We start from the raw sequence: 24,600 nt of genomic DNA on the forward strand, positions 1-24,600 counted from the left end.
CCTAGATCGGCGGCGTCGCGCGGCCCTGCATGGCGGCCCAGACCCTGGCCGGGGTGCACGGCATGTCCATGTGCGTGACGCCGAGTGGCGAGATGGCGTCCACCACGGCATTCAGGATGGCGGGCGGTGAGCCGACCGTTGCCGACTCGCCCACTCCTTTCGCCCCGATGGGGTGGTGCGGCGACGGAGTCACGGTGAACCCGGTCTCCCAGTTCGGAACCTCCATCGATGTGGGGATGAGGTAGTCCATGAACGACCCGCCGAGGTTGTTTCCGGCCTCGTCGAAGCCGATGAACTGCATCAGCGCCATCCCGACGCCGTCGGTCAGGCCGCCGTGCACCTGGCCTTCGATGATCATCGGGTTGATCCGGGTGCCGCAGTCGTCGACGGCGATGAACCGGCGCACCTTGACGTGGCCGGTTCCCGGGTCGACGTCGACGACGCAGATGTAGGCGCCGAACGGGAAGGTGAGGTTGGGCGGGTCGTAGGTCACCTCGGCGTCCAGGTTGCCGTCGATGCCTTCCGGCAGGGCCACGGTGCCGTGCGCGCCCATGGCTATCTCGGCCATGGTCTTGCCGACGCTCGGGTCACCCTTGACGAACCAGCGTCCCTTCTCCCATTCGAGGTCTTCCGGCCGGGTTTCGAGCATCGCGGCGGCGATGAACTTCGCCTTCTCCCGCACCTTCCGGGCGACGAGGGCGACCGCAGCGCCGCTGACCGGGGTCGACCGGCTCCCGTAGGTGCCCAGGCCGAAGGGGGTCTGGTCGGTGTCGCCGTGCACCACGTCGATGTCCTCCGGGGGGATACCGATCTCCTCGGCCACGATCTGCGCGAATGTGGTCTCGTGGCCCTGGCCCTGGCTCTGCACGGAGATCCGCACGACGGCCTTCCCGGTCGGGTGGATGCGCAACTCGGCGCCGTCCGCCATGCCGAGGCCCACGATGTCCATGTGCTTGCGCGGGCCGGCTCCGACGGTCTCGGTGAAGAACGAGACGCCGATCCCCATCAGCTCGCCGCGGGCACGTTTCTCCTTCTGCTCCCGTCGCAGGTCGTCGTAGCCGGCGATCTCCATCGACAGTCGCAGCGCCCGCTCGTAGTTGCCGGAGTCGTACTCCCAGCCCGTCTTGTTCTTGTACGGGAACTGCTCGGGTTTGATCAGGTTCTTCAGGCGGAGCTCCGCCGGGTCCATCTCCAGTTTCCGGGCGAGCATGTCGACCATCCGCTCCACAAGGAGAACGGCTTCGGTGACCCGGAACGAGCAGGCGTAGGCGACCCCGCCCGGCGCCTTGTTCGTGTACACGCCGGTGACCTTGCAGTGCGCGGCCTGGAGGTCGTAGCTGCCGGTGAAGATGTGGAAGAAGCCGGCCGGGTACTTCGAGGGCTGCGCCGTCGCGTTGAACGCCCCGTGGTCGGCAAGCACGTTCGTGCGGAGGGCGAGGATCTTGCCGTCCTTCGTGGCCGCGATCTCTCCCTGCATGATGTAGTCGCGAGCGAACGACGTCGACATGAGGTTCTCCGAGCGGTCCTCGACCCATTTGACCGGGCGGCCGGTGACGATCGACCCGACGACGGCCAGGATGTAGCCGGGGTAGATGCCGACCTTGTTTCCGAACCCGCCGCCGATGTCGGGGGACACGATCCGGATCTTGTGCTCGGGGATTCCGGACACGATCGCGAACAGGGTGCGGTGCGCGTGCGGGGCCTGGCTGGTCTCGTACAGGGTGAGGGCGCCTTCGATCGGTTCGAAGTCGGCGACCGCCCCGCAGGTTTCCATCGGGGCCGGGTGCGACCGCGGATAGACGATCTCCTGTTTGACGATGACGTCGGCGGAAGCGAAGACCGCGTCGGTCTCGGCGGCGTTGCCGGCCTCCCAGTCGAAGATGTGGTTGTCGGTGCGCCCCTCGATGTCATCCCGGATGACCGGGGCCCCTGGGTCGAGGGCGTGGCGGGCGTCGATCACAGGCGGGAGAACGTCGTAGTCGACGTCGATGAGTTCGAGGGCGTCGCGGGCGGCATACCGGTCCTCGGCGATCACGAACGCGACCTCCTGGCCCTGGAAGCGCACCTTGTCGGTGACGAGCACAGCCTGCACGTCGGCCGACAGGGTCGGCGCCCAGGCCAGCTTGAGCCCGAGCAGGTCCTGGCCCGTGATCACCGCGACGACACCGGGGTGGGCGAGGGCCCGGGTGGTGTCGATGGAGACGAGCCGGGCGTGCGCCACCGGCGACCTGAGGATGGCGCCGTGCAGCATCCCGGGAAGCACGATGTCGTCGACGTAGTGGCCCTTGCCGCGCACGAAACGGGGGTCTTCCTTGCGCTGGATGCGGCCGTAGCCGATCGGGCGATCCGCGTCGCCGGCTGCAGGGTTCGGGGCGTGGGCCTCTGTGATGGTCATGCCGGGACCTCTTCTCCAGCGTTCTCTGTGACTACGGGGTGTTCGGCGGCCCATTTCACCGACCGCACGATCGTGGCGTACCCGGTACAGCGGCAGATCTGCCCGGAGATGGCCTCGCGGATCTCGGTGTCATCCGGGTGCGGATTCCGGTCGAGCAGTGCCCGCGCCGTGAGCATCATTCCCGGCGTGCAAAAGCCGCACTGCAGCCCGTGTTCCTCCATGAAACCCTGCTGCACCGGGTCGAGGGTCGCCCCCGTCGCCAAACCCTCCACCGTCGTGATGGCATGGCCGTCCGCCATCGCCGCGAGCACGGTGCAGGATTTCACCGGGACGCCGTCCATCAGGACCACGCAGGTGCCGCAGTTCGACGTGTCGCAACCCCAATGGGTGCCGGTGAGTCTCAGCTCATCGCGGATGAAGTGGACGAGGAGCACTCGAGGCTCAATCTCACGGGTGATCTCATCGCCGTTCATGGTCATGCTGATCTGCATCGACTTCAGCCTTCCTGCGTTGTCGTGGTCTGGGTTTCGAGAGCTCGCGCACACGCACGACGCAGGACCCTGCGGGTGAGTTCATCGGCAAGGTGCCGTTTGTAGTCGACCGGCCCGCGCTGGTCGGCGACGGGCATCGAGGCCAGTGCGGCGATCCTCCCGGCCTCCTCGAACAGCTCCTCAGAGGGCCGCCGGCCGCGGAGCACTGCCTCCGCCTCCGCGATGGTGCCGTCGAGGCCCACCGCGGTGAGGCCGATGGCCACATCGTCCACGGACCCGTCCTCGGCGAGGTTGACGGCTGCGCCGGCCGCCACGACGGCCCAGTCGCCGACCCGGCGTTCGACCTTCTCGTACGCGCTCCCCGCACGCGGACGGATCGGGAACCGGATCTCGACCAGCAACTCGTTCTGCGCGACCGCCGTCTCGTAGGGCCCCTTGTGGAATTCGTCCATCGTGAGGATGCGCTCGCCCCCGGGGCCGCGCACGACGGCCTGGGCGCGCAGCACGTCGCACACCGTGGCCAGGTCCTCGGCAGGGTCGGCCTGGCAGAGCGACCCGCCGATGGTGCCGCGGTTGCGCACGATGGGATCCGCGATCACCCGCTCGGCATCGATCACGATCGGAAAGAGCCTGGCCACGTCGGCTGATTCCAGGAGCGTCGAGTGACGGGTCAGGGCGCCGATTCGTAGTTGGGTCGCCTCGGGGAGGATGAAATCGAGTTCGTACAGGTCGTTGATATCGATCAGCCACTCCGGCCTGGCAAGCCGCAGTTTCATCATCGGCAGGAGGCTGTGCCCCCCGGCGACGACGCGGGATTCCGGGCCGTGGCGGTCGAGCAGGGCGAGGGCGTCTTCGATCGTGCTCGCCCGTACATAGTCGAATTGAGCCGGAATTTGCACAATGCCTCCCGATCGCGGCGCGCCCGGTCTGATCGATGGGGCGGATTTGAGACTCATAGTGCTCCCGGGGCCACGGGATGTCAATAAGGTGGCAGCGGTTCACAGGTCAGGATCACCGCCAGGAATTCGCACTTCTGCCGGGGTTTTAACTGCGCCGTGCGCAGACTGTCGAACCCACGGGACGGGTCATCGGGTTCGGCGCCGTGATGATTCTCCGCAATCCTCTGGACACCGGCATCCGACGGGCTCGACTCGACCTGTGCTGCCCAGTTCGACCCGGCAGGACCGCCCGCCGAATACTCCGGCGTGGTCGACACCCACTCCTACGCGAGCCTGGCGCTGTCTGATGCCGTGTACGTGGCCGATGCGGGCGGCAACGCCATCCTGCGCGTCGACTACGACGGAACCGTGTCCGCCGTGGCAGTGCTGCCGACCGGAGACCCGATCCTGATCACCGCTGAGATCGCCGCCGCCGCCGGCTTGCCCGCCTGCGCTGCGGACCACGAGTACCGGTTCGAGCCGGTGCCGACGGACGTCGAACTCGGCCCCGACGGCTGGCTCTACGTCACGACGTTGCCGGGCGGGCCTGAGGACGCGAGCCTGGGCGCGCGCGGATCCGTGCACCGGGTCGACCCGGACTCCGGAGACGTCGAACTGGTCGCGACCGGGTTCGTCGGTGCGACCGGGCTGGCGGTGTCCCGCGGGTCCGGCAGGATCTACGTCGCCGAGCACTTCGGCGGGTCGGATGGCACGGGGCAGGTGTCCGTGTTGGAGAGCGGATCGGACACGCCGAGAGTGCTGACCGCGATCTCGTCGCCGGCCGCGATCGAACTGCGGAAGGGTGACCTGTACCTGACCACCGATTCGGTGGTGCCGGATGCGACCGGGGCGCCGCAGCCGATCGGCAAGGTGACCCGAATCGCGCTGGCCGGCGACCGCCACAGCGACGATTCGAGCCAGGACTGGAACCGGGACTCGCGCCACCACTCGACCGATTCCTCCGACGAGGAGTGAGCGCCGGGTTCACGTCATATCTCAGGGGTCGGGGCTGAACCGATAGCCCATTCCGGCCTCGGTCAACAGGTACCGGGGCCGGGAAGGGTCCGGCTCGAGTTTCTTGCGCAGTTGGGCGAGGTACAGCCGCAGGTAGCCGGAATCGGTGCTGTGGTGCGGACCCCAGATGTCGGTGAGCAGGGACTGCCGAGGCACCAGCTTTCCAGGGTTCCGCAGCAGGAACTCGAGGATGCGCCACTCCGTGGGAGTCAGACGAACGGGCTCCGGCCGCCCGAGCCTCTGACGGCTGACGCTCCTGGCCGACAGGTCGACGGTGACGTCGCCGAAGACGATGACGGGTTCGTCGTCGGCCGAGGACACGCGCCGGGTGAGCGCACGGATCCGGGCGAGCAGCTCGTCGATCGAGAAGGGCTTGGTGACGTAGTCGTCGGCCCCGGCGTCCAGGGCGTCGACCTTGTCGGCCGCGCCGCTGCGGCCGGAAACGACGAGGATCGGCACCTGCGTCCAGCCGCGGAGCCCCGCGATCACCCCCAGCCCGTCGAGGTGGGGCATCCCGAGGTCGAGCATCACCAGGTCGGGGTGGTGCTCAATTGCTGCGTTGAGTGCCGCAGTGCCGTCCTGGGCGGTGACGATGTCGTAGCCGCGGGCCGTCAGGGTGATCCGGAGGGCGCGGAGGATCTGCGGGTCGTCGTCCGCGATCAGGATTCTCATTCGGTTCCCTTCGGGGTCGGCGCGCGGTCGAACGCGGGGAGGGACAGCACCATGGTGAGGCCTCCGCCGGGAGTGTCCTCGGCGGAGAGCCTGCCGCCCATCCCCTCGGTGAACCCCTTGGCCAGGGCCAGTCCGAGGCCCAGCCCGGTGAGGTTGTCGGTGTCGCCGAGCCGTTGGAACGGCACGAAGACCTCGTCGCGCCGGTCGACGGGGATGCCGGGGCCCCGATCCACGACTCGGAGCTCGACGCTGCCCGCGAACTGGCTGGCGGAGACCAGCACCCGGGTACCGGGCGGGGAGAACCGGATGGCGTTGGCCAGGAGGTTGACGATCACCCGCTGGAGCAGGCCGGCATCCGCCAGCACCGGCGGGAGGTCGGCGGGAAGGTCAAGTTCGACGCCGGCCGGACCCAGGCCGAGTTCGTCGAGGGCCGGCAGGATGACCTCGGGGGCGTCCACCGGGCCGAGGGAGACGGCGAGAACCCCGGCCTGGAGCCGGCTCACATCGAGCAGGTTCGTGACGAGGGCGGACAGCGCGGCGAGGCTCTCCTCGGCGGTCTCGAAGAGCTCGTCCCGGTCGGAGGGGGACAGGGTGACGTCGGTGGAGCGGAGCCCGCTCACCGCAGCGGTTGCCGCGGCCAACGGCCGACGGAGGTCGTGGCCGACGGCAGCCAGCAGGGCGCTGCGCATCCGGTCCGCTTCGGCCAGGGGGCCGATCGCGCTGGCCGTGCGGGCCAGGTCGCGATGCTCCAGCGCGGCGTCGAGCTGGCTCACGATCACCGCCAGCAGCCGCCGCTCGGAGGCGTCGAGTTCGGCGCCGCGCAGCTCGAGCACCGCCCGGCTGCCCACCGGAACAGTCGAGACCTGATCCTCGTCCCCGGCAGTACCCGCTGCGGCGAGCACCTCGGGGCCGTCGAGGAGCCTCACCCCGGTGAGGTGGAACGCCTCCCTGGTGCGCGTGAGCAACGCCTTGAGCGCGTCTTCGCCACGGAGGACACTCCCGGCGACGGTCGCCAGGAGCTCCGATTCGGCGGCGGCGCGCAGAGCGCTGCGGTTGCGCCTGGCCGCCTGGTCGACGACGTAGCTGACCAGGCCCGCATTGACGAGATAGAGCACGAGGGCGACCGCGTGCAGTGGCTCGGCGATCGTGATCGTGTACAGCGGCGCGACGAAGAAGAAGTCAAGCGTGATCCCTGAAAGGAGGGCCGCGAAAAGCGCCGGCCAGAGACCGCCGACCAGCGCGACCAGGACGACCAGGAGCTGGTAGCTCAGCACCTCGCTCGTGATGGATTCCTCCGTGCGCAGCGCCACGAGCATCCAGGTGATCAGCGGGCCGCCGACAAGCGCCAGGGCGAGCCCGGCCAGGCGACGCTTCGGCGTGAGGGCCCCGCCCAGCCGGGGCAGGGTGATCGTGCCGCCGGCGGCAGAGTGGGTGACGACGTGAACGTCGATGTCCCCGGATTCGCGCACCACGGTCGCCCCGATGCCTGGGCCGCTGAACGCCGCACGCAGGCGGCTGCGGCGACTGGCCCCGACCACGAGCTGGGTGGCGTTCGCCGCGCGCGCGAAGGCGACGAGCGCGGTCGGGATGTCATCGCCGACGAGCTGGTGATAGGTTCCACCGAGCTTCTCGACCAGTGCGCGCTGGGCGGCGAGGGCGCCCGGGTGCGGCGACCGGAGGCCGTCCTGGCTGATCACGTGCACCGCGATCAGTTCGCCGCCCGCGGCGCGACCGGCGATCCTGGCCCCACGCCGAAGGAGGGTCTCACCCTCCGGGCCGCCGGTGAGCGCCACGACGACTCGTTCCCTCGCTTCCCACTTGCTGTCGATCCCGTGTTCGGCGCGATACGCCTGGAGCGCGGTGTCGACCTCATCGGCGAGCCAGAGCAGGGCGAGCTCGCGCAGTGCCGTCAGGTTGCCGAGCCGGAAGTAGTTGGACAGGGCCGCGTCGATCCGCGCCGCCGGGTAGACGTTGCCCTCGGCCAACCTGTCGCGGAGCGCCTGGGGCGCCAGATCGATCACCTCGACCTGGTCCGCGGCACGCAGCACGGCGTCGGGCAGGGTCTCTCGTTGGGGCACGCCGGTGATCTGGTGCACGACGTCGTTGAGGGACTCGATGTGCTGGATGTTCACCGTGGAGATCACATCGATTCCGGCCTCGAGCAGGGCCTGAACGTCCTGCCAGCGTTTCTCGTGGGCCAGGCCGGGCGCGTTGGTGTGGGCAAGTTCGTCCACCAGTGCGATCTGGGGGTTGCGGCGGATGACCGCATCCAGGTCCAGGTCGGTCAACTCGACGTCCCGGTGCCGTACCGTGACCCGGGGCACGATCCCGAGCCCCTCGAGCATCCCGGCGGTGGCCGCGCGGTCGTGGGTCTCCACGACCGCGACCACCACGTCTTTGCCTTCGCCCTGCAGCCGGCGCCCCTCCTCGAGCATGGCGTAGGTCTTGCCGACCCCGGGGGCCGCGCCCAGCAGCACACGAAGCCGACCGCGTTTCATCGTCAGCCTTTCAGCCCCGCCAGGGCGAGATTCAGTTCGAGCACGTTCACCGTCGGTTCGCCCAGATAACCGAGTTCCCGTGCCGCAATCCTAGACTCGACCAGCCGCCGAACCTCCGCCACGGCCACGTGGCGGGCAGCGGCGACCCGGGTCACCTGCAGCCACGCATAGGCCGGGCTGATGTCGGGGTCTAGGCCGGAGGCCGACCGGGTCAGGGCATCGGCCGGGATCCGATCGGGCGCCACCGCGTTGAAGTCGGCGATCGCACGTTTCTGGCGGACGATCTCGGACACCAGGGCGGGATTTTCCGGACCCTGGTTGCTGCCGCCCGACGCCGCGGCGTCATAGCCGGTGCCGGCCGCGGAGGGTCGTGGCTGGAACCATCCGGGGTGTGGCGCGCCGGTTGAATCGGTAAAGGATTGCCCGATCAGCGCAGAACCGACGACGTGCCCTCCCTGCCGGAGCAGAGATCCGTTCGCCTGGCCAGGAATGGCGGTCTGGCCGATCGCGGTCACGACCAGGGGGTAGGCCAGGCCGAGCGCGACGGTCAGAACGATCATGGCGCGGAGGGCGACTCCGAAGTGGCGGGTGTTCGTACGAGGTGAGGCCATGGTGCTGCTATCCGTTTCTTTGGGGCTCAGAACTCGTCGGGCTTCAGAACCCGGGAGCCAGGGCCACGACGAGGTCGACGAGTTTGATGCCGATGAAGGGGGCGATCACTCCGCCGAGGCCGTAGACCAGCAGGTTCCGGCTGAGGATCTGGGACGCGGCCAGGGGCCGGTAGGCGACGCCGCGGAGTGCGAGCGGGATCAACACGATGATGATGACCGCGTTGAAGATGATCGCGGACATGATCGCCGACGCCGGCGAGTGAAGTTGCATCACATTGAGCACCGCGAGGCCGGGGAACACCCCCGCGAACATGGCCGGGATGATTGCGAAGTACTTCGCGAGGTCGTTGGCGATGGAGAACGTGGTCAGGGCGCCGCGGGTGATCAGGAGCTGTTTGCCGATTCGTACGATATCGATCAGTTTGGTCGGATCCGAGTCGAGGTCGACCATGTTGCCTGCCTCTTTTGCGGCGCTGGTCCCGGTGTTCATGGCCACGCCGACGTCGGCCTGGGCCAGAGCGGGTGCGTCATTGGTGCCGTCACCGGTCATGGCGACGAGATTGCCGCCCTCCTGTTCCCGGCGGATCAGGGCGAGCTTCTGCTCCGGCGTCGCCTCCGCCAGGAAATCGTCGACCCCGGCCTCGGCGGCGATGGTCTTCGCGGTGAGTGGGTTGTCCCCGGTCACCATGATGGTCCGGATGCCCATGGCCCGAAGCTCTGCGAAACGCTCGGCGATGCCTTCCTTGACGATGTCCTTGAGGTAGACCACGCCGAGGATGCGCCGGGCTCCGTGGCCGTCGGCCGCCGCCACGACCAGCGGTGTTCCGCCGACCCGGGAGATCCGGGCCACGGCATCATCCAGCTCACGGGACACGGCCGGGTCGAGCTCGGAGGTCTCCTGCACCCACGCGAGCACCGCCGAACCGGCGCCCTTCCTGATCGACGATCCGTCGGCCAGGTCGATTCCGCTCATCCGGGTCTGCGCGGTGAAGGGCACGATCTCACCCTCCAGGCTGCCCTGGTGCCGGAACCCGGTCGTGGCCGCGAGATCCACGATCGACTTCCCCTCCGGGGTCGGGTCGCTGAGCGAGGACAGGGCTCCGGCCCGCACCAGCTCCGACTCGACCACCCCGGCCAGCGGCGAGAACTCGCGCGCCTGCCGGTTGCCGTAGGTGATGGTGCCGGTCTTGTCGAGCAACAGGATGGTCACGTCGCCGGCGGCCTCCACCGCCCGCCCTGACATGGCGAGCACGTTGCGCTGCACAAGCCGGTCCATTCCCGCGATTCCGATAGCCGACAGAAGCGCGCCGATGGTGGTGGGGATGAGGCAGACGAGCAGGGCGACCAGCACAGGCACGCTGACGGCCGCGGCCGAGTACCCGGCGATCGGATTGAGGGTGAGCGTGACGACGAGGAAGACGATGGACAGGCCTGCCAGGAGGATGCCGAGGGCCGTCTCGTTGGGAGTCTTCTGACGAGACGCCCCCTCGACGAGCGCGATCATCCGGTCGACGAACGTCTCGCCGGGGTTGCTGGTGATCCGCACCACGATCCGGTCGGAGAGCACCCGGGTGCCACCGGTGACCGCACTGCGGTCGCCGCCGGACTCCCGCACCACCGGGGCGGACTCGCCCGTGATGGCCGACTCGTCGATGGTGGCGATTCCCCAGACGATGTCGCCGTCGCCGGGGATGAGTTCGCCGGCTACGACGACCACGGTGTCGCCGACCCTGAGGTCGGCGGAGGACAGTGTCACGAGGTCCTGTCCCTCCGCGCCGCCGTGAACGGCGGGGTCGTAGCCGGTCACCCGGTGGGCGCTCGTGCTGGTCCGGGTCTGGCGGAGGCTGTCGGCCTGGGCCTTGCCTCGGCCCTCCGCCACGGATTCGGCCAGGTTGGCGAAAACGACGGTGAGCCAGAGCCAGGCCGCGATGCCCGCGGTGAAGCTCGGCGGCACGGCCGCGCCCCCGGATCGGGCGGGGCCGCCGAGGAACGGTTCGGCGACGGCGAGCACCGTCGTCAGTGCGGCGCCGACCTCGACGATGAACATGACGGGATTGCGCCACATCCGGCGCGGATCGAGCTTGCTGAGGGCGCCGGGGAGGGCCGCGACCAGCTGCCGGGAGCCGATGGCGCCCGGCTTGGCGGTTCGCTTCCGCTCCGGGCCTGACCTCCCGTTCACGTCGGTGGAATCCGTGAGTGTCGTCATGGTGTTCACTGCAGCCCTTCCGCCAGGGGACCCAGCGCGAGTACGGGGAAATAGGTCAGGGCGGTGATGATGATCGTGACTCCGATCAGCAGACCGACGAACTGGGGCCTGTTGGTGGGCAGGGTGCCGCTGGTCTCCGGGACCGGTACCTGGCCGGCCAGCGCGCCGGCCAGGGCGAGGACGAAGACGATCGGGAGGAAACGGCCGAGCAGCATCGCCACGCCGAGCGCGGCGTTGAACCACGGGGTGTCTGCGGTGAGGCCCGCGAACGCGGAGCCGTTGTTGTTCGACGCGGACGTGAAAGCATAGAGAACCTCGGACAGGCCGTGGAGGCCCGGATTCGCGATCGAGGTTGCCTCGACATCCGTTCTCACCGCGGGGATGGCGAAGCTCAGCGCCGTCCCGGCCAGCACCAGGCTCGGCGTGACCAGGATGTAGAGGCTGGCGAGTTTGATCTCGCGCGGTCCGATCTTCTTGCCGAGGTACTCCGGCGTGCGGCCGACGAGGAGGCCGGCGATGAACACGGTGATCACCGCGAGGATGAGCATGCCGTAGAGTCCGCTTCCCACGCCGCCAGGGGCAACCTCGCCCAGCATCATGTTCAGCATCGGCATCATCCCGCCCAGGGCGGTGAATGAGTCGTGCATCGAGTTCACTGCCCCGGTTGAGCTGAGCGTGCTCGCGGTGGCGTAGAGCGCGGAGCCGGCGATCCCGAAACGGGTCTCCTTGCCCTCCATCGCGCCGCCGGCCGATTGCGGGGCCGTGCCGGATCCGGACGACTCGAACACCGTCAGCAGGGTGAGCGAGACGGCGAAGATCGCGGCCATGGCGCCCAGGATCGCGTATCCCTGCCGCCTGTCGCCGACGATGGCGCCGAAGGTGCGCGGCAGGCTGAACGGGATGACCAGCATCAGGAACACCTGGAACAGGCTCGTCCAGGCCGACGGGTTCTCGAACGGGTGGGACGAATTCGCATTGAAGAAGCCGCCCCCGTTCGTGCCGAGTTCCTTGATCGCCTCCTGCGACGCGACCGGCCCGCCCGGAATCGTCTGGGTCCCTCCGCTGAGCGTGGTCAGGTCCGTGAAGCCGTTGAAGTTCTGGATGACCCCGCCGACCATGAGCACGATGGCCGCCACGATCGACAGCGGCAACAGCAGCCGCAGGATGCCGCGGGTCAGGTCGACCCAGAAGTTGCCGATCGTTCCGGTCCGGTGCGCCGCGAAGCCGCGGACCAGGGCGATCGCGACCGCGATGCCCACCGCGGCGGAGACGAAGTTCTGCACGGCGAGTCCCAGGATCTGGATGCTGTAGCCGAGGGTGACCTCAGGCGAGTAGGACTGCCAGTTCGTGTTGGTCACGAACGACGCTGCGGTGTTGAAGGACAGTCCCGCCGGGACGGCAGGCAGGCCGAGCGAGTAGGGCAGGATCGCCTGGGCGCGCTGCAGCGCGTAGAGCGACAGCACCCCGACCAGGGAGAACGCGAGGACGCTGCGCAGGTAGGACTGCCAGGTTTGAGAGGATCGAGGATCCACCCCGATCAGCCGGTAGAAGCCACGCTCGACGCGGAGGTCTTTCTGCGACAGGTAGAGCCTCGCCAGGTAGTCGCCGAGGGGCCGGTGCACCACCGCGAGGAGGAGGGCCAGGGTCAGCGCCTGGAGCACGGCCAGCCACACGACCATCAGAACCGCTCCGGCTTCACGAGGGCGAAGACAAGGTAGCCGACGGCGGCGACGGCAAGAACCGCCGCGATGACGTCGAAGACGATCACAGCCGCTCCACCCCCCGGGCGACGACCCAGAGCAGGGCGAACACGGCGATCACGCCGAGCAGGTAGACGAGGTCCAACACAAGAAATCTCCATCCGGGGCGAACCGTGCCCCTGGTCGGGGCCGGATACGAGTGGTACAGCACGAGTAGACACCGGCACTGACCCAAGAGTCGGAGTCCTTACGATTCCCATGCGCCGCGGGCCGTGAACCTAACGGTTCCCGCTCAGGGACGAACCCCGCCGGCATCGACAAACGGCTCCGCACACGGCAGGATCGACGACGCAGGGCTGCAACCCCGTTGCGAGGGGGAAACCGAGCGGGAGAGCCATGTTCGAGGACAGGAGCGATGCCGGCCGGAGACTGGCCGATCGGCTGGCGGTGCTGGACCTTCACGACCCGGTGGTCTACGCGCTGCCCAGGGGAGGTGTTCCGGTCGCCGTCAGGATCGCCGAACGGCTGCACGCCCCCCTCGACCTCCTCTTCGTCGGCGGTTCCGGAGCCGGCCGGTCAGCACGCCGCGAATCGACCGAACTGGAGCGCCGCCGCATCCGCTACCGCGGCGCCCGGCCGCCGGTGCCCGCGACGGGCCGGGTCGCGCTGGTCGTCGACGACGGCATCGCGACCGGGGCCACGATCAGGAAGGCGCTGGCGGAGCTTCGGAGCCAGGGGGCCGCCCTGGCGGTGGTCGCGGTGCCTGTCGCACCGGCCCGGGTCATCGCCGAGCTCGGGGAGGTCGCGGACCGGGTCGTCGTCCTGGAGTCACCCGAGGACTTCTGGGCGATCGGCCCGTTCTACCAGGATTTCCACCAGCTCTCCGATGACGAGACCGTCGATCTTCTGCGCGAGTTCTGGGCCGGTGCGTGACACCGCCGGCGAAAACACCGGCGCACGCGCGCACACCGCCGTCGGCGGCACCGGGCAGAATGGAACGTGTACCTATTGGCCGGACGGACCGGCAACGGGGAGTTCCTCGTCGTTCCCCTCGACTCCACGGGGCTCGAGATCGCGCCCGCGCGCCGGCTCTCGTTCGCCGAGTTCCTGGGCGAGGTCATCGCGGCCGAAGAGGGGTCGCCCCGCTGGGTCTGGGAAGACACGTCGCGGCTCTACCCGTTGCTCCTCGCCGCGGGGGTGCGGGTGCAACGCGGCCACGACCTGCGCCTCTGCCACGCCATCCTCCGCCAATCGTCCCTGACGGCGACGAGCGACCTTGCCACGGCGGCCCCGAGCCGCTGGGACAACGGGCTCGTCGTTCTGCCGGAGGAACCGTCACCCGGCTCGACCCTGTTCGACCTCGGCTTCGCCGAGGATGGGACCGCTGAGGCCTCATCGGACTCCGACGCGCAGGCAGAGTTCCGGCTGCAGCTCGCCGCAGTGGCCGCCTGCGCGGAGCCCGGTCGGCTCCGCCTCCTCCTGGCCGCCGAATCGGCCGGTGCCCTGATTGCGGCCGAGATGCAGTTCGCCGGGCTGCCCTGGCGCACCGAGGTGCACGACCGGCTCCTCACCCGAGAGCTCGGCCCGCGCGTGGCTCCCGGCCTGCGGCCGGAAAAGCTCGAGAGCCTGGCCCGCCGCATCCGAACCGAACTCGGCGACCCCCAGGTGAACCCGGATTCCCAGCAGGACCTGCTGCGCGCCCTCCAGCGGGTCGGCCTGTCGATGAGTTCCACCCGCGCCTGGGAGCTGCAGAAGCTCGAGCACCCGGTCATCGCGCCGCTGCTCGAGTACAAGAAGCTCGCCCGGCTTCTCAGCGCCAACGGCTGGTTTTGGATGGACACCTGGATCGTCAACGGCCGGTTCCACCCGGAGTACCTTCCCGGCGGGGTGGTGACGGGCCGCTGGGCCACCCGCGGTGGCGGAGCGTTGCAGTTGCCCAAACAGGTGCGCGGAGCCGTCATCGCCGACGACGGCTGGAAACTCGTCGTGGCGGATGCCGCGCAACTGGAACCGCGCATCCTGGCCGCGCTGTCGGCCGACACCGCCATGGCAACGGCGGGCCGGGGCACCGACCTCTATGCCGGGATCGTCGCCAGCGGCGTCGTCGAAACCCGCGACCACGCCAAGGTGGCCATGCTCGGCGCGATGTACGGCGCGACCACGGGGGAGAGCGGGCGCCTGCTGCCCCGCCTGGCCAGGGCCTACCCTCGCGCTCTCGCCCTGACCGAGACGGCCGCCCGGGCCGGCGAACGCGGTGAGACGGTGACGACCAGGCTGGGCCGTTCCTCACCCCGTCCGGGCGAGAGCTGGCTGGCAACGCAGGCGCAGGCCTACCACCCCGGGGCGACGGATGCCGACGAGGGCCGGGCGCGCAGCCAGGCGAGGGACTGGGGCCGATTCACCCGCAACTTCATCGTGCAGGGCAGCGCCGCGGAGTGGGCGCTCTGCTGGATGGCCGAGATCCGCCGGGAACTCCGCCTGCTGCGGGCACCGGAGGGAACCGTTCCGGGAGCCTCCCCGGTCTTCTCCGACGCCCCCCACCTTGTCTTCTTCCTGCACGACGAGGTCATCGTGCACACCCCCACGGGTCTGGTGGAGGAGGTCGAGCGGATCGTGACCCGGGCGGCGGCCACGGCCGGCCGGCACTTGTTCGGCGATTTCCCGGTCGATTTCCTGCTCACCGTCGCCACCGTCGACAGCTACGACCAGGCGAAATGAGCCGGTCCGCCTGAACCGAACCTGCCGAGGGGATCAGGCGACGGGCACGGGGCGCCGGCCGCGGCGCGGCCTCACGGCGCTCAGTCCGCGCTGGAAGGTGGCGGCGCGCGGATCCAGCAGCGACTCCCCGACGGAGTCCAGCCAGGCGACCGCGGCGGAGGCGAGGGCGGTGCGCGCACCGGCCTCCAGCAGCTCCTGTCCGATCGGGGACGCCTGGTTCCCGGAGGGCTCGGCGCTGGCGAGCCAATGCTCGCGGTAGCGCCCGATCAGGGCGAGGGAGTCGACGTGGGGGAGCGAGGAGGCGAGCAGCACCCGGTCGACGAGATCGTTCCACTCCTCGCCGCGCGGGCTCTCGACCGATATGAGCCAGTCCAGCGCCTCCGCCCGGCCCGAGGTCGTGATGCGATACAACGGCAGGCCGTCGGCTGTCGCCCCTCCCGACTCGACGGCCCCCTGCTTGACCAACCGCTCTAGGGTGCCGTAGATCTGGCCGACATTGACCGCGCGGCGACCGGCCGTTCGCGACTCCAGTTCGCCGTGCAATTGGAAACCGTAGGCCGGTCCAATGGTGAGGATCGCCAGCAGGGTGGTGCGAACGGACACAGGGCCTCCGATAGATTCCTCGATAACCATACCGAGTATGCCCAAGGCGATCAGGCAACGCCGCGCAGATCCTTGTGATTTCACGGTCGGCTGAGGCATAATTGCGCTAGCGGCCCAAGGGCCGTACAAGTTCACAGCTTCGCTGCAGTGCGCATCGTTTCAGCAGTGTTTCGTTCAGAGGTCGTTGGGGAAGACGCATCTCACAGAACGGAGAAGAAACGATGGCGGCAACAACGGCAACACAGACTCGCCAGGCACCGTCTGCGCGAGGAGTACTTTTTGTGCACTCATCGCCTCGTGCGCTGAGCCCCCACGTCGAGTGGGCGGTCGGTCGCGCGCTCGGTGAGGCGGTGAACTTCGACTGGTCAGACCAGCCGGTGCTCAAGGGCGCCCAGCGGGCCGAGTTCTACTGGGAGGGCGAGCCGGGAACCGGCGCGACCCTGGCCTCGGCGCTGCGCGGCTGGGAACACCTGCGCTTCGAGGTGACCGAGGATGCCGGGCTCGGCACCGATGGCGGGCGCTGGCTGCACACACCCGACCTGGGCATCTTCTTCAGCCAGACGGATACCGCCGGCAATGTGGTGATCCCGGAGGACCGGGTGCGCAGCGCCATGGAACGCGCCGGGGCGAACGCCCTCGAACTGCACCGGGAACTCCGCCTGGCGCTCGGGCAGGCCTGGGACGACGAACTCGAACCGTTCCGCCACGCAAGCGATTTCAACTCCGTCGTCTGGCTGCACAAGGTCGGCTGAACGACATCGACTCCCCGAGGATGGCGCATGGCGCGTTGACCGGTTGACTCTTCCCGGTGGCGCGTGAGCGAAATACGAGGGATCTCAAAGAAATGACCCCGACCGGAACCCGGTCGGGGTCATTCTGTGCCACAGGGCCGGCGCGGCTACACCGAGCGGAACCCGACGACGGCGTTGTGGCCGCCGAATCCGAACGAGTTGCTGATGGCGAGGAGATCCCCGGCCGGAAGCGCCCGCGGCGTGGTCACCACGTCGAGGGGGATGTTCGGGTCCTGGTTGGCCAGGTTGATGGTCGGCGGCGCGATGCGGTCGGCGAGGGCGAGCACGGTGAACAGCGCTTCGATCGCGCCGGCGCCGCCGAGCAGGTGGCCGGTGGACGCCTTGGTCGCCGAGACGGGGATGCCCTCGAGCAGGTCACCGAAGACGCGGCGCAGCGCGTTGTATTCGGCGATGTCGCCGACCGGGGTGCTGGTGGCGTGCGCGTTTATGTGCGAGACATCCGACAAGGAGGCCCCGGCGTTGTGGATGGCCGTGATCATGGCGCGGGCGGCCGCCGAGCCCTCGGGGTCGGGGGCGGTGATGTGGTACGCGTCGCTGGTGACGGCGCCGCCGACGAGCTCGGCGTAGATGCGTGCCCCACGTGCCTTGGCGTGCTCCTCGGTCTCGACGACGAGCGCGGCGGCGCCCTCGCCCAGCACGAAGCCGTCCCGGGTGATGTCGTAGGGGCGGGACGCGGTCGCCGGGTCGTCGTTGCGCTTGGACAGCGCCTGCATGGCGGCGAAGGACGCAATCGGCAGCGGGTGGATCGCGGCCTCGGACCCGCCGGCGATGACGATGTCGGCGAGCCCGGCCTGAAGCCGGTTGTAGGCGTTGACGAGTGATTCAGTGCTCGAGGCGCACGCGGACACGACAGTGGTGATGCCGGCGCGGGCGTGCAGGTCCATCCCGATCGCCGCTCCGGGGCCGTTCGGCATGAGCATGGGGACGGTCATCGGGAGGACGCGGCGGGGGCCGCGCTCGCGCAGCGTGTCCCAGGCGTCGAGGAGGGTCCAGACCCCGCCGATTCCGGTGGCCCAGTCGACGGCAAGTCGTTCGGGGTCTGCCTCGGGGGAGCCGGCATCCGCCCATGCCTCGCGCCCGGCGATCAGGGCGAACTGGCTGGAGGGGTCGAGGCGTTTGGTCTCGTGGCGGGCGAGCACCTCGCTGGAGGGGACCTTCGCCTGGGCCGCGAACGTCACGGGAAGCTGGGTGCGCTCCACCCATTCATGGTCCAGCGTGCTGGCACCGGATTCGCCATTGAGCAGGGCCGCCCAGCTTTCGGCGGCCGTGCCGCCGAGCGGGGAGGTCGCCCCGATGCCGGTGATAACGATCTTTTTGGTCATGACGAGACTCTCTATCAGCGTGGAAACGGTGGGCCTGACCCACAGATCAGGCCGGACGGCAGCTGCCGGCCGGCCTGTTCCTTGGTGGGGTTAGTCCTGTGCCTTGACGATGAAGTCGACGGCGTCGCCGACGGTCTTGAGGTTCTTGACCTCTTCGTCGGGGATCTTCACGTCGAACTTCTCTTCCGCGTTGACGACGATGGTCATCATCGAGATCGAGTCGATGTCCAGGTCGTCGGTGAACGACTTCCCCAGCTCGACCGTGTCGGCAGCGATGCCCGTCTCGTCATTAATGAGCTCGGCCAGGCCGGCAAGAACTTCTTCGGTGGACAATGCCATTTTTTTCTCCTTGGGGGTGTCTCTCGTATGACCGAGATTCAGTTTAGAGGTCTTGCGGGGGATCTACGGGAGGACGACGACCTGCGCGCCGAAGACCAGGCCGGCTCCGAAGCCGATCTGGAGGGCGAGGCCGCCGCTCAGTTCCGGGTGCTCCTGGAGCAGCCGGTGGGTGGCCAGCGGGATCGACGCCGAGGAGGTGTTGCCGGTGGTGGCCACGTCCCGGGCGATCACGACGGACGCCGGGAGCTTCAGCTGCTTGGCGAATTCGTCGATGATGCGCATGTTGGCCTGGTGCGGGATGAACGCGGCGAGCTGGTCGCTCTCGATTCCGGCGGCCTCGAGGGCCTTCTTGGCGACCTTGGCCATGTCCCACACGGCCCAGCGGAAGACGGTCTGGCCTTCCTGGCGGAGAGTCGGCCACTCGGTCTCGCCCCTGCGGTACTCCTGCAGGGTGCTGTTCATGGTGATCGCGTCGGCTTTCGACCCGTCCGAACCCCAGACCGTGCTGGAGATCCCCGGGTAGTCACTCGGGCCGATGACGACGGCGCCGGCGCCGTCGCCGAGCAGGAACGAGATGCTGCGGTCGGTCGGGTCGACCAGATCAGACAGCTTCTCAGCGCCGACGACGAGGGCGTAGTGCGCCACGCCGGTGCGGATCAGGGCGTCGGCCTGGGCGATCGCGTAGGTGTAGCCGGCGCAGGCGGCGTTCACGTCGTAGGCGGCGGCCGGGTTCGCGCCGACCCGGTCGGCCAGAACGGCGGCCATCGACGGCGTCTGGCGGCCGTTGCTGATGGTCGCCACGATGACGGCGTCGATCAGCTTCGGGTCGATGCCCGACTTCTCGATGGCCTCCCGGGCGGCCTCCGTGGCCAGGTCGACGGCCTGGATGTCCTGGCCGGCCCGGGTACGGCTGATGATCCCGGTGCGCTGCTGGATCCACTCGTCAGAGGAATCGATCGGCCCGATGAGGTCAGCATTGGGAACCGACAGGTCGCCGCGGGCGGCGCCGACGGAGAGAATACGGGTGTACTGGGGACCGTGCGACTGCTGGAGTGTTGGCTTGGTCATGATCTCTTTCGGTCAGGCTTGGTTCTGCTGGTCGATCAGGTCGAACGCTGCGGACAGATCGTCCGGCGTCTTGATCGCGACGCTGGGCACGCCCTTGAGCGCACGCTTGGCAAGGCCGACGAGGGCTCCCGCCGGTGCGACCTCGATGATGCCGGTCACTCCCGCAGCGGCAAAGGACGCCATGCACAGGTCCCACCGTACCGGCGAAGAGACCTGGGCCACCAGCAGCTCGACGAAGCCGGCCCCGCTGGAGACGAGGCTTCCGTCCCGGTTCGACCAGATCGGCAGAGTGGGGTCGTGGGGGGTCAGCCCGGCAGCGACCTGGGCGAGTTGCTCGACCGCAGGCTGCATGTACCGGGTGTGGAAGGCCCCCGCAACCTGGAGCGGGATGACCCTGGCTCGGGCCGGAGGGGAAGCGGCGAGGGCAGCGAGGGCGTCGGGCGAGCCGGCCACGACGATCTGGCCGCCTCCGTTGAAATTCGCCGGTTCGAGCCCGAGTTCGTCGAGGCGGGCCAACAGCTCCGTCTCGTCGGCGCCGATCACGGCGCTCATCCCCGACGGCTCGATGGACGCCGCCCGGGCCATGGCGCTGCCACGGTCGCGCACGAAGCCGACCGCCTCGGCGGGGCTCAGGATGCCGGCTCCGGCGGCGGCCGTGATCTCACCGACGGAGTGACCGGCAATACCGGCGATCTGGCCGCGGCGTCCACCGGCGAGGAGGGCATCGAGGGTCAGCAGTCCCGCCGCGACGATCAGGGGCTGCGCGATCTTCGTGTCGCGGATCGTGTCGGCGTCGCTGATCGTGCCGTGCCGGACGAGGTCGATCCCACAGGCATCCGAGATCTCGTCCAGACCGGCGGCGAAGCCTGCGTCGCGGAGCCACGGCTCGAGGAATCCGGGGGTTTGCGAGCCCTGGCCGGGGCAGACGACAACAATCATGTGACCAGTCTCCCAAGCTCATTTCCTGAACGGGTGTCGAGTGCGCACCAAGTATTCGCGAAACGTTTGTTGATAGTCACCAGATCGGATGTCTCGGTCACCGGCGTCGGGTGGAACCGTCGTGATCGCTGATCGACCCGATAATCAGGGCCGCTTGGAGGATGAGGGCCTCCCGCGCCCCGGTGGCGTCGTAGCCGATCACCTCGGACACCCGCTTGAGCCGGTAGCGCACGGTGTTGGGATGCACGAAGAGTTCTCGGGCCGTCGCCTCCAGCGACCGGCCGTTGTCGAGGTAGCACCAGAGGGTGGTCAGCAGTTCGGTGGAGTGCGCCTGGAGCGGGCGGTAGATGCGGTGGATGAGCGTCGCCCGGGCGAGGGGGTCGCCGGCCAGGGCTCGTTCGGGCAGGAGATCGTCGGCCTGCACGGGGCGCGGGGCATTCCGCCAGGAGCGGGCGACGGCGAACCCGGCCAGCGCTGCCTTGGCGCTCTTCGACGCGTCGACGAGGTTGGGAACCTCGTGGCCGAGCACCAGGTGCCCGGCGCCGAAGCTCGGTTCCAGCTGAACGGCGATCTCCATGAAGCTCAGGGCTGATGCCGTGCCGATGGCCTCCTCGGCTTCGGTCGGTTTCGGGTGGGCCCGGCCGATGACCAGGACCAGCCGGTTGCCCTGCACCCCGATCAGCACGTCCGCGGCCATGTGCCTGGCCGAACGCCGCAGCTGGTCCACGTCGAGCATCTTCGGCGTCGTGCCGACGAGGACGCACACCTCGCCGTGACCGTGCCAACCGAGCGCGGCGATGCGGCTGGGCAGTTCGTCGTCGTACTCGCCGCTGAGGATCGAGTCGACGACGAGGGCCTCGAGGCGCACGTCCCAGAGGCCGCGCGCCTCCGCGGCCCTGGCGTAGACATCCGCGGCCCCGAAGGCGATCTCCCGGGAGTACAGCAGAATGGCCTCCCGGAGGAGTTCGCTGCCGTCCTTCACCCGTTCCTCGACCACCTCGACGGTGACCCGGATCAGCTGCAGTGTCTGCTGAAGGCTGATCGAGCGGAGGAGTTCCCGGGGGGCCGCGCCGAAGACATCCGCCGCGATCCATGGCGTGGACCGCGGGTCGTCGAACCAGGAGATGAATGACGTGATGCCTGCCTGGGCGACCAGCCCGACGGCTGACCGCCGCCCCGGCGGCATGTCGCCGTACCAGGGCAGCGTGTCCTCGAGCCGTTTCAGGGTCGCCGTGGACAGCTCGCCGGAAATCGTGCGCAACCAGCTGAGCGTCTGTTCCTTTGTCTTCGGAGCGGGTGCCACGGGGCCTTAGCTCTCGCCCCCGGCCGAGCCCGTGGTGCCCGCGGTCACATCGTACAGACGGTACTTCGCGATCGCCTGGCCGACGAGACTGCGGTCCACCTCTCCGCGGCGGGAGAGCAGTTCGAGGGTGCGAACGACCATGGAAGGTCCGTCGATCTTGAAGAAGCGCCTCGCGGCCGGCCGGGTGTCGGAGAATCCGAACCCGTCCGCACCGAGCGTTGCGAAGTCGCCGGGCACGAACTGGCGGATCTGGTCGGGTACGGCGTGCATGAAGTCGGTCACGGCGACGAACGGTCCGGCTGCGCCGGCGAGCTTCTCCGTGACGTACGGGGTACGGGGCGTCTCATCGGGGTAGAGGAAGTTGTGCTCCTCCGCGGCGATGCCGTCTCGGCGGAGTTCCGCCCAGGACGTCACCGACCAGACGTCGGCCGACACACCCCAGTCGGCGGCGAGCAGCGCCTGCGCCTCGAGTGCCCACGGCACCGCCACGCCGGAGGCGAGGAGCTGGGCCTTGGGCCCGGTGATCGGCGAGTGGTTGATGCGGTGGATGCCGCGGACGATACCGTCCACGTCCACCTCTTCCGGCTCGGCCGGCTGCACGGCCGGCTCGTTGTACACCGTGACGTAGTACATGACGTTCGGGTCGGGGTGCTGCCCGCCGTACATGCGCTCGAGGCCGGACCGCACGATGTGCCCGATCTCGTAGCCGTAGGCCGGGTCGTAGGACACGACCGCGGGATTGGTCGAGGCCAGCAGGGGAGAGTGGCCGTCGGCGTGCTGGAGACCCTCGCCGGTGAGGGTGGTGCGGCCGGCGGTCGCACCGATCATGAACCCGCGGGCCATCTGGTCACCCGCCGCCCACATGGCATCGCCCGTGCGCTGGAAGCCGAACATCGAGTAAAACACGTAGATCGGGATCAGCGGCTCACCCTGGGTGGCGTAGGAGGTTCCCACGTTGGTGAAGGCTGCCATGGCGCCCGCCTCGTTGATGCCCACGTGCAGGATCTGGCCCTGCGGGCTCTCCTTGTAGGCGAGCAGCTGGGCGTGGTCGACCGAGGTGTACTGCTGGCCGTTCGGGTTGTAGATCTTCGCGTTCGGGAAGAATGCGTCGATGCCGAAGGTGCGGGCCTCGTCGGGGATGATCGGCACGATCCGGTTGCCGAAGTCCTTCGCCCGGAGAAGCTCCTTGAGCAGCCGGACGAAGGCCATCGTGGTCGCGATCTCCTGCGTGCCGGAGCCCTTCTTGGTCGGCGCGTAGGTGGCGTCGCCCGGAAGGTTGATCTGGGTGTACTTGCTGCGGCGTTCCGGCAGGTAGCCGCCGAGCGCGCGGCGGCGCTCGTGCAGGTACTGGATCGCCTCGTCGTTGTCGTCCGGCCGGTAGTACGGCGGAAGGTACGGGTTCTCCTCGAGCTGGGCATCCGTGATCGGGATGCGGGTGCTGTCGCGGAAGGTCTTCAGGTTGTCGAGGGTGAACTTCTTCATCTGGTGGGTCGCGTTCCGGCCCTCGAAGCTCGGGCCGAGCGCGTAGCCCTTGACGGTCTTCGCCAGGATGACGGTGGGCTGGCCCTTGTGTTCGGATGCCGCCTTGAACGCCGCGTACACCTTGCGGTAGTCATGGCCGCCGCGCTTGAGGTTCCAGAGTTCGTCGTCGGTGTAGCCCTCGACGAGCTTGAGCGCGCGCGGGTCGCGACCGAAGAAGTGCTCGCGGACGTACGCGCCACTCTCGGCCTTGTACGTCTGGTAGTCGCCGTCCGGGGTGACGTTCATCAGGTTCAGCAGGGCGCCGTCGACGTCACGCGTGAGCAGGTCGTCCCACTCGCGGCCCCAGACCACCTTGATGACATTCCAGCCGGCGCCGCGGAAGAAGCTCTCCAGTTCCTGGATGATCTTGCCGTTGCCGCGCACGGGTCCGTCGAGGCGCTGCAGGTTGCAGTTGATGATGAAGTTGAGGTTGTCGAGACCCTCGTTCGCGGCAACCTGGAGCTGGCCGCGGCTTTCGACCTCGTCCATTTCGCCGTCGCCGAGGAACGCCCAGACCTGCTGGTCACTGGCGTCCTTGATACCGCGGTTGGTCAGGTACCGGTTGGTCTGCGCCTGGTAGATCGCGTTGATCGGCCCGAGGCCCATCGACACCGTCGGGAACTGCCAGAATTCGGGCATCAGGCGAGGGTGCGGGTAGGAGGAGATGCCGTTCGGGCCGTGGGACTTCTCCTGGCGGAAGCCGTCGAGCTGGTCGTGGGAGAGGCGGCCCTCGAGGAAGGCCCTGGCGTAGGTGCCGGGGGAGGCGTGTCCCTGGATGAAGACCTGGTCGCCGCCGCCCGGGTGGTCCTGGCCGCGGAAGAAGTGGTTGAAACCGACCTCGTACAGGGCGGCGGAGGACGCGTAGGTCGAAATGTGGCCGCCGACGGAGATGCCGGGGCGCTGGGCGCGGTGGACGAGGACCGCGGCGTTCCAGCGGATCCAGGCACGATAGCGGCGCTCGATGTCCTCGTCGCCCGGGAAGTCCGGTTCGTTCCCGGCGGCGATCGTGTTGATGTAGTCGGTTGTCGGCACCATGGGCACGCCCAAGTGCAGTTCCTTGGACCGCTTGAGCAGGCTCAGCATGATCTCCCGGCCGCGCTGGTGTCCCTGCGCGGCGACAAGCGAATCCAGCGATTCAGACCACTCCGCGGTCTCCTGCGGGTCCGCATCCGTGCTGTTCACCGAGTACGGGTCCTGGTCGTTGACAGTCACAATCGACCTCTCTGTCCTGGGCAGACCGTTGTTCTGTTCTGCCGAATTAGGCGTGCCGGATTGCGGTCGGGTGGGACCAATGGCACTTCGCAAGCCTACAGATTCCGGCTGTGGTCCGCGCACGCCGCTCTGCGGGCTCTTCGCGGGGTGCAAGGAGGCATTCTTGGTTCCCACAACCGGCGGGGCTAGGCTGTGTCGCTGCGCTCCACTTCACCGGTGGGCGAGGGAAAGGAAGCGC

At 68.8% G+C, this 24,600-nt stretch carries 22 protein-coding genes; 4 read left to right on the top strand and 18 right to left on the bottom strand.

Annotated elements, in window-relative coordinates; genetic code table 11:
• Position 1: 1 nt before the first annotated feature.
• The 4 genes from E3O32_RS01535 to E3O32_RS01550 form a co-directional block, all read right to left on the bottom strand.
• Positions 2-2,395 carry an aerobic carbon-monoxide dehydrogenase large subunit gene (locus E3O32_RS01535; RefSeq protein ID WP_134506332.1) on the bottom strand — a complete coding sequence of 798 codons (2,394 nt, stop codon included), beginning with the start codon at positions 2,393-2,395 and terminating at the stop codon, positions 2-4.
• Positions 2,392-2,886, bottom strand: coding sequence for a (2Fe-2S)-binding protein (locus E3O32_RS01540; RefSeq protein ID WP_134506334.1), 495 nt, complete (start codon positions 2,884-2,886; stop codon positions 2,392-2,394). Before E3O32_RS01540 ends, E3O32_RS01535 begins: the two co-directional genes overlap by 4 nt.
• A 5-nt stretch (positions 2,887-2,891) precedes the next feature.
• A complete protein-coding gene (locus E3O32_RS01545) occupies positions 2,892-3,785 on the bottom strand; it encodes an FAD binding domain-containing protein (protein WP_134506336.1) in 894 nt (297 codons plus the stop codon).
• An 80-nt stretch (positions 3,786-3,865) separates the two neighbouring features.
• Positions 3,866-4,102: a hypothetical protein gene (locus E3O32_RS01550; protein WP_134506338.1), complete on the bottom strand. Its 237-nt coding sequence runs from the start codon at positions 4,100-4,102 to the stop codon at positions 3,866-3,868.
• Here E3O32_RS01550 and E3O32_RS01555 point away from each other — a divergent pair.
• Entirely contained in the window at positions 4,092-4,799 is a 708-nt protein-coding gene (locus tag E3O32_RS01555; protein ID WP_166790746.1) for a ScyD/ScyE family protein, read from the top strand. The genes E3O32_RS01550 and E3O32_RS01555 overlap by 11 nt on opposite strands.
• 21 nt (positions 4,800-4,820) lie before the next feature.
• On the opposite strand, the gene E3O32_RS01560 is transcribed toward E3O32_RS01555, so the two are convergent.
• Genes E3O32_RS01560 through E3O32_RS17140 form a run of 7 tightly spaced genes read right to left on the bottom strand, consistent with a single transcriptional unit; the run spans position 4,821 to position 12,736 of the window.
• Positions 4,821-5,510, bottom strand: coding sequence for a response regulator (locus E3O32_RS01560; protein WP_134506341.1), 690 nt, complete (start codon positions 5,508-5,510; stop codon positions 4,821-4,823).
• Positions 5,507-8,008, bottom strand: coding sequence for an ATP-binding protein (locus E3O32_RS01565; RefSeq protein ID WP_134506343.1), 2,502 nt, complete (start codon positions 8,006-8,008; stop codon positions 5,507-5,509). The genes E3O32_RS01560 and E3O32_RS01565 overlap by 4 nt, the downstream gene beginning before the upstream one ends.
• Before the next feature lie 2 nt (positions 8,009-8,010).
• Positions 8,011-8,619, bottom strand: a complete 609-nt coding sequence (gene kdpC, locus E3O32_RS01570) for a potassium-transporting ATPase subunit KdpC (RefSeq protein WP_134506345.1) — start codon at positions 8,617-8,619, stop codon at positions 8,011-8,013.
• A gap of 43 nt (positions 8,620-8,662) precedes the next feature.
• On the bottom strand, positions 8,663-10,825 hold the full coding sequence (gene kdpB, locus E3O32_RS01575) for a potassium-transporting ATPase subunit KdpB (protein WP_134506347.1): 2,163 nt from the start codon (positions 10,823-10,825) through the stop codon (positions 8,663-8,665).
• A gap of 5 nt (positions 10,826-10,830) precedes the next feature.
• Positions 10,831-12,504, bottom strand: coding sequence for a potassium-transporting ATPase subunit KdpA (gene kdpA / locus E3O32_RS01580; protein WP_134506349.1), 1,674 nt, complete (start codon positions 12,502-12,504; stop codon positions 10,831-10,833).
• A complete protein-coding gene (kdpF, locus tag E3O32_RS01585; RefSeq protein WP_134506350.1) occupies positions 12,504-12,593 on the bottom strand; it encodes a K(+)-transporting ATPase subunit F in 90 nt (29 codons plus the stop codon). The genes kdpA and kdpF overlap by 1 nt, the downstream gene beginning before the upstream one ends.
• Complete coding sequence (locus E3O32_RS17140; RefSeq protein WP_166790747.1) at positions 12,590-12,736, bottom strand: hypothetical protein; 147 nt, start codon at positions 12,734-12,736, stop codon at positions 12,590-12,592. The genes kdpF and E3O32_RS17140 overlap by 4 nt, the downstream gene beginning before the upstream one ends.
• A gap of 185 nt (positions 12,737-12,921) precedes the next feature.
• Between E3O32_RS17140 and E3O32_RS01590 the strand changes: the two genes are divergently transcribed.
• On the top strand, positions 12,922-13,458 hold the full coding sequence (locus E3O32_RS01590; protein ID WP_134506352.1) for a phosphoribosyltransferase: 537 nt from the start codon (positions 12,922-12,924) through the stop codon (positions 13,456-13,458).
• Positions 13,459-13,524: 66 nt separating this feature from the next.
• Positions 13,525-15,243 carry a bifunctional 3'-5' exonuclease/DNA polymerase gene (locus tag E3O32_RS01595; protein ID WP_134506354.1) on the top strand — a complete coding sequence of 573 codons (1,719 nt, stop codon included), beginning with the start codon at positions 13,525-13,527 and terminating at the stop codon, positions 15,241-15,243.
• A 33-nt stretch (positions 15,244-15,276) separates the two neighbouring features.
• On the opposite strand, the gene E3O32_RS01600 is transcribed toward E3O32_RS01595, so the two are convergent.
• Positions 15,277-15,846 (bottom strand): PadR family transcriptional regulator, encoded by a 570-nt coding sequence (locus E3O32_RS01600; protein ID WP_166788601.1) that lies wholly within the window; start codon positions 15,844-15,846, stop codon positions 15,277-15,279.
• A 221-nt stretch (positions 15,847-16,067) separates the two neighbouring features.
• Here E3O32_RS01600 and E3O32_RS01605 point away from each other — a divergent pair, with 221 nt between their 5' ends.
• Entirely contained in the window at positions 16,068-16,598 is a 531-nt protein-coding gene (locus E3O32_RS01605) for a DUF3145 domain-containing protein (RefSeq protein WP_134506357.1), read from the top strand.
• 146 nt (positions 16,599-16,744) lie between these two features.
• On the opposite strand, the gene E3O32_RS01610 is transcribed toward E3O32_RS01605, so the two are convergent.
• The 6 genes from E3O32_RS01610 to aceE form a co-directional block, all read right to left on the bottom strand.
• On the bottom strand, positions 16,745-17,980 hold the full coding sequence (locus tag E3O32_RS01610; protein WP_134506359.1) for a beta-ketoacyl-[acyl-carrier-protein] synthase family protein: 1,236 nt from the start codon (positions 17,978-17,980) through the stop codon (positions 16,745-16,747).
• A gap of 90 nt (positions 17,981-18,070) precedes the next feature.
• Positions 18,071-18,319 (bottom strand): acyl carrier protein, encoded by a 249-nt coding sequence (locus E3O32_RS01615; RefSeq protein WP_134506361.1) that lies wholly within the window; start codon positions 18,317-18,319, stop codon positions 18,071-18,073.
• Positions 18,320-18,382: 63 nt separating this feature from the next.
• Positions 18,383-19,387 carry a beta-ketoacyl-ACP synthase III gene (locus tag E3O32_RS01620; protein WP_134506363.1) on the bottom strand — a complete coding sequence of 335 codons (1,005 nt, stop codon included), beginning with the start codon at positions 19,385-19,387 and terminating at the stop codon, positions 18,383-18,385.
• Between the two features lie 12 nt (positions 19,388-19,399).
• The gene (locus E3O32_RS01625; RefSeq protein WP_134506365.1) at positions 19,400-20,326 is read right to left on the bottom strand and encodes an ACP S-malonyltransferase; all 927 of its coding nucleotides are present in this window, start codon (positions 20,324-20,326) and stop codon (positions 19,400-19,402) included.
• A 97-nt stretch (positions 20,327-20,423) separates the two neighbouring features.
• A complete protein-coding gene (locus E3O32_RS01630; protein WP_134506367.1) occupies positions 20,424-21,629 on the bottom strand; it encodes a PucR family transcriptional regulator in 1,206 nt (401 codons plus the stop codon).
• A gap of 6 nt (positions 21,630-21,635) precedes the next feature.
• Complete coding sequence (gene aceE, locus E3O32_RS01635; RefSeq protein WP_134506369.1) at positions 21,636-24,362, bottom strand: pyruvate dehydrogenase (acetyl-transferring), homodimeric type; 2,727 nt, start codon at positions 24,360-24,362, stop codon at positions 21,636-21,638.
• Between the last annotated feature and the right edge of the window lie 238 nt (positions 24,363-24,600).

It is taken from the genome of Cryobacterium mannosilyticum (assembly GCF_004402705.1).
Taxonomy (GTDB): Bacteria; Actinomycetota; Actinomycetes; order Actinomycetales; family Microbacteriaceae; genus Cryobacterium; species Cryobacterium mannosilyticum.

Bases quoted from the DNA above. Each gene is read 5' to 3' on its own strand.
- E3O32_RS01535 (WP_134506332.1), bottom strand. From the start codon at position 2,395: ATGACCATCACAGAGGCCCACGCCCCGAACCCTGCAGCCGGCGACGCG.
- E3O32_RS01540 (WP_134506334.1), bottom strand. From the start codon at position 2,886: ATGCAGATCAGCATGACCATGAACGGCGATGAGATCACCCGTGAGATT.
- E3O32_RS01560 (WP_134506341.1), bottom strand. From the start codon at position 5,510: ATGAGAATCCTGATCGCGGACGACGACCCGCAGATCCTCCGCGCCCTC.
- E3O32_RS01565 (WP_134506343.1), bottom strand. From the start codon at position 8,008: ATGAAACGCGGTCGGCTTCGTGTGCTGCTGGGCGCGGCCCCCGGGGTC.
- kdpC (WP_134506345.1), bottom strand. From the start codon at position 8,619: ATGGCCTCACCTCGTACGAACACCCGCCACTTCGGAGTCGCCCTCCGC.
- kdpB (WP_134506347.1), bottom strand. From the start codon at position 10,825: ATGACGACACTCACGGATTCCACCGACGTGAACGGGAGGTCAGGCCCG.
- kdpA (WP_134506349.1), bottom strand. From the start codon at position 12,504: ATGGTCGTGTGGCTGGCCGTGCTCCAGGCGCTGACCCTGGCCCTCCTC.
- E3O32_RS01590 (WP_134506352.1), top strand. From the start codon at position 12,922: ATGTTCGAGGACAGGAGCGATGCCGGCCGGAGACTGGCCGATCGGCTG.
- E3O32_RS01605 (WP_134506357.1), top strand. From the start codon at position 16,068: ATGGCGGCAACAACGGCAACACAGACTCGCCAGGCACCGTCTGCGCGA.
- E3O32_RS01610 (WP_134506359.1), bottom strand. From the start codon at position 17,980: ATGACCAAAAAGATCGTTATCACCGGCATCGGGGCGACCTCCCCGCTC.
- E3O32_RS01615 (WP_134506361.1), bottom strand. From the start codon at position 18,319: ATGGCATTGTCCACCGAAGAAGTTCTTGCCGGCCTGGCCGAGCTCATT.
- E3O32_RS01620 (WP_134506363.1), bottom strand. From the start codon at position 19,387: ATGACCAAGCCAACACTCCAGCAGTCGCACGGTCCCCAGTACACCCGT.
- E3O32_RS01625 (WP_134506365.1), bottom strand. From the start codon at position 20,326: ATGATTGTTGTCGTCTGCCCCGGCCAGGGCTCGCAAACCCCCGGATTC.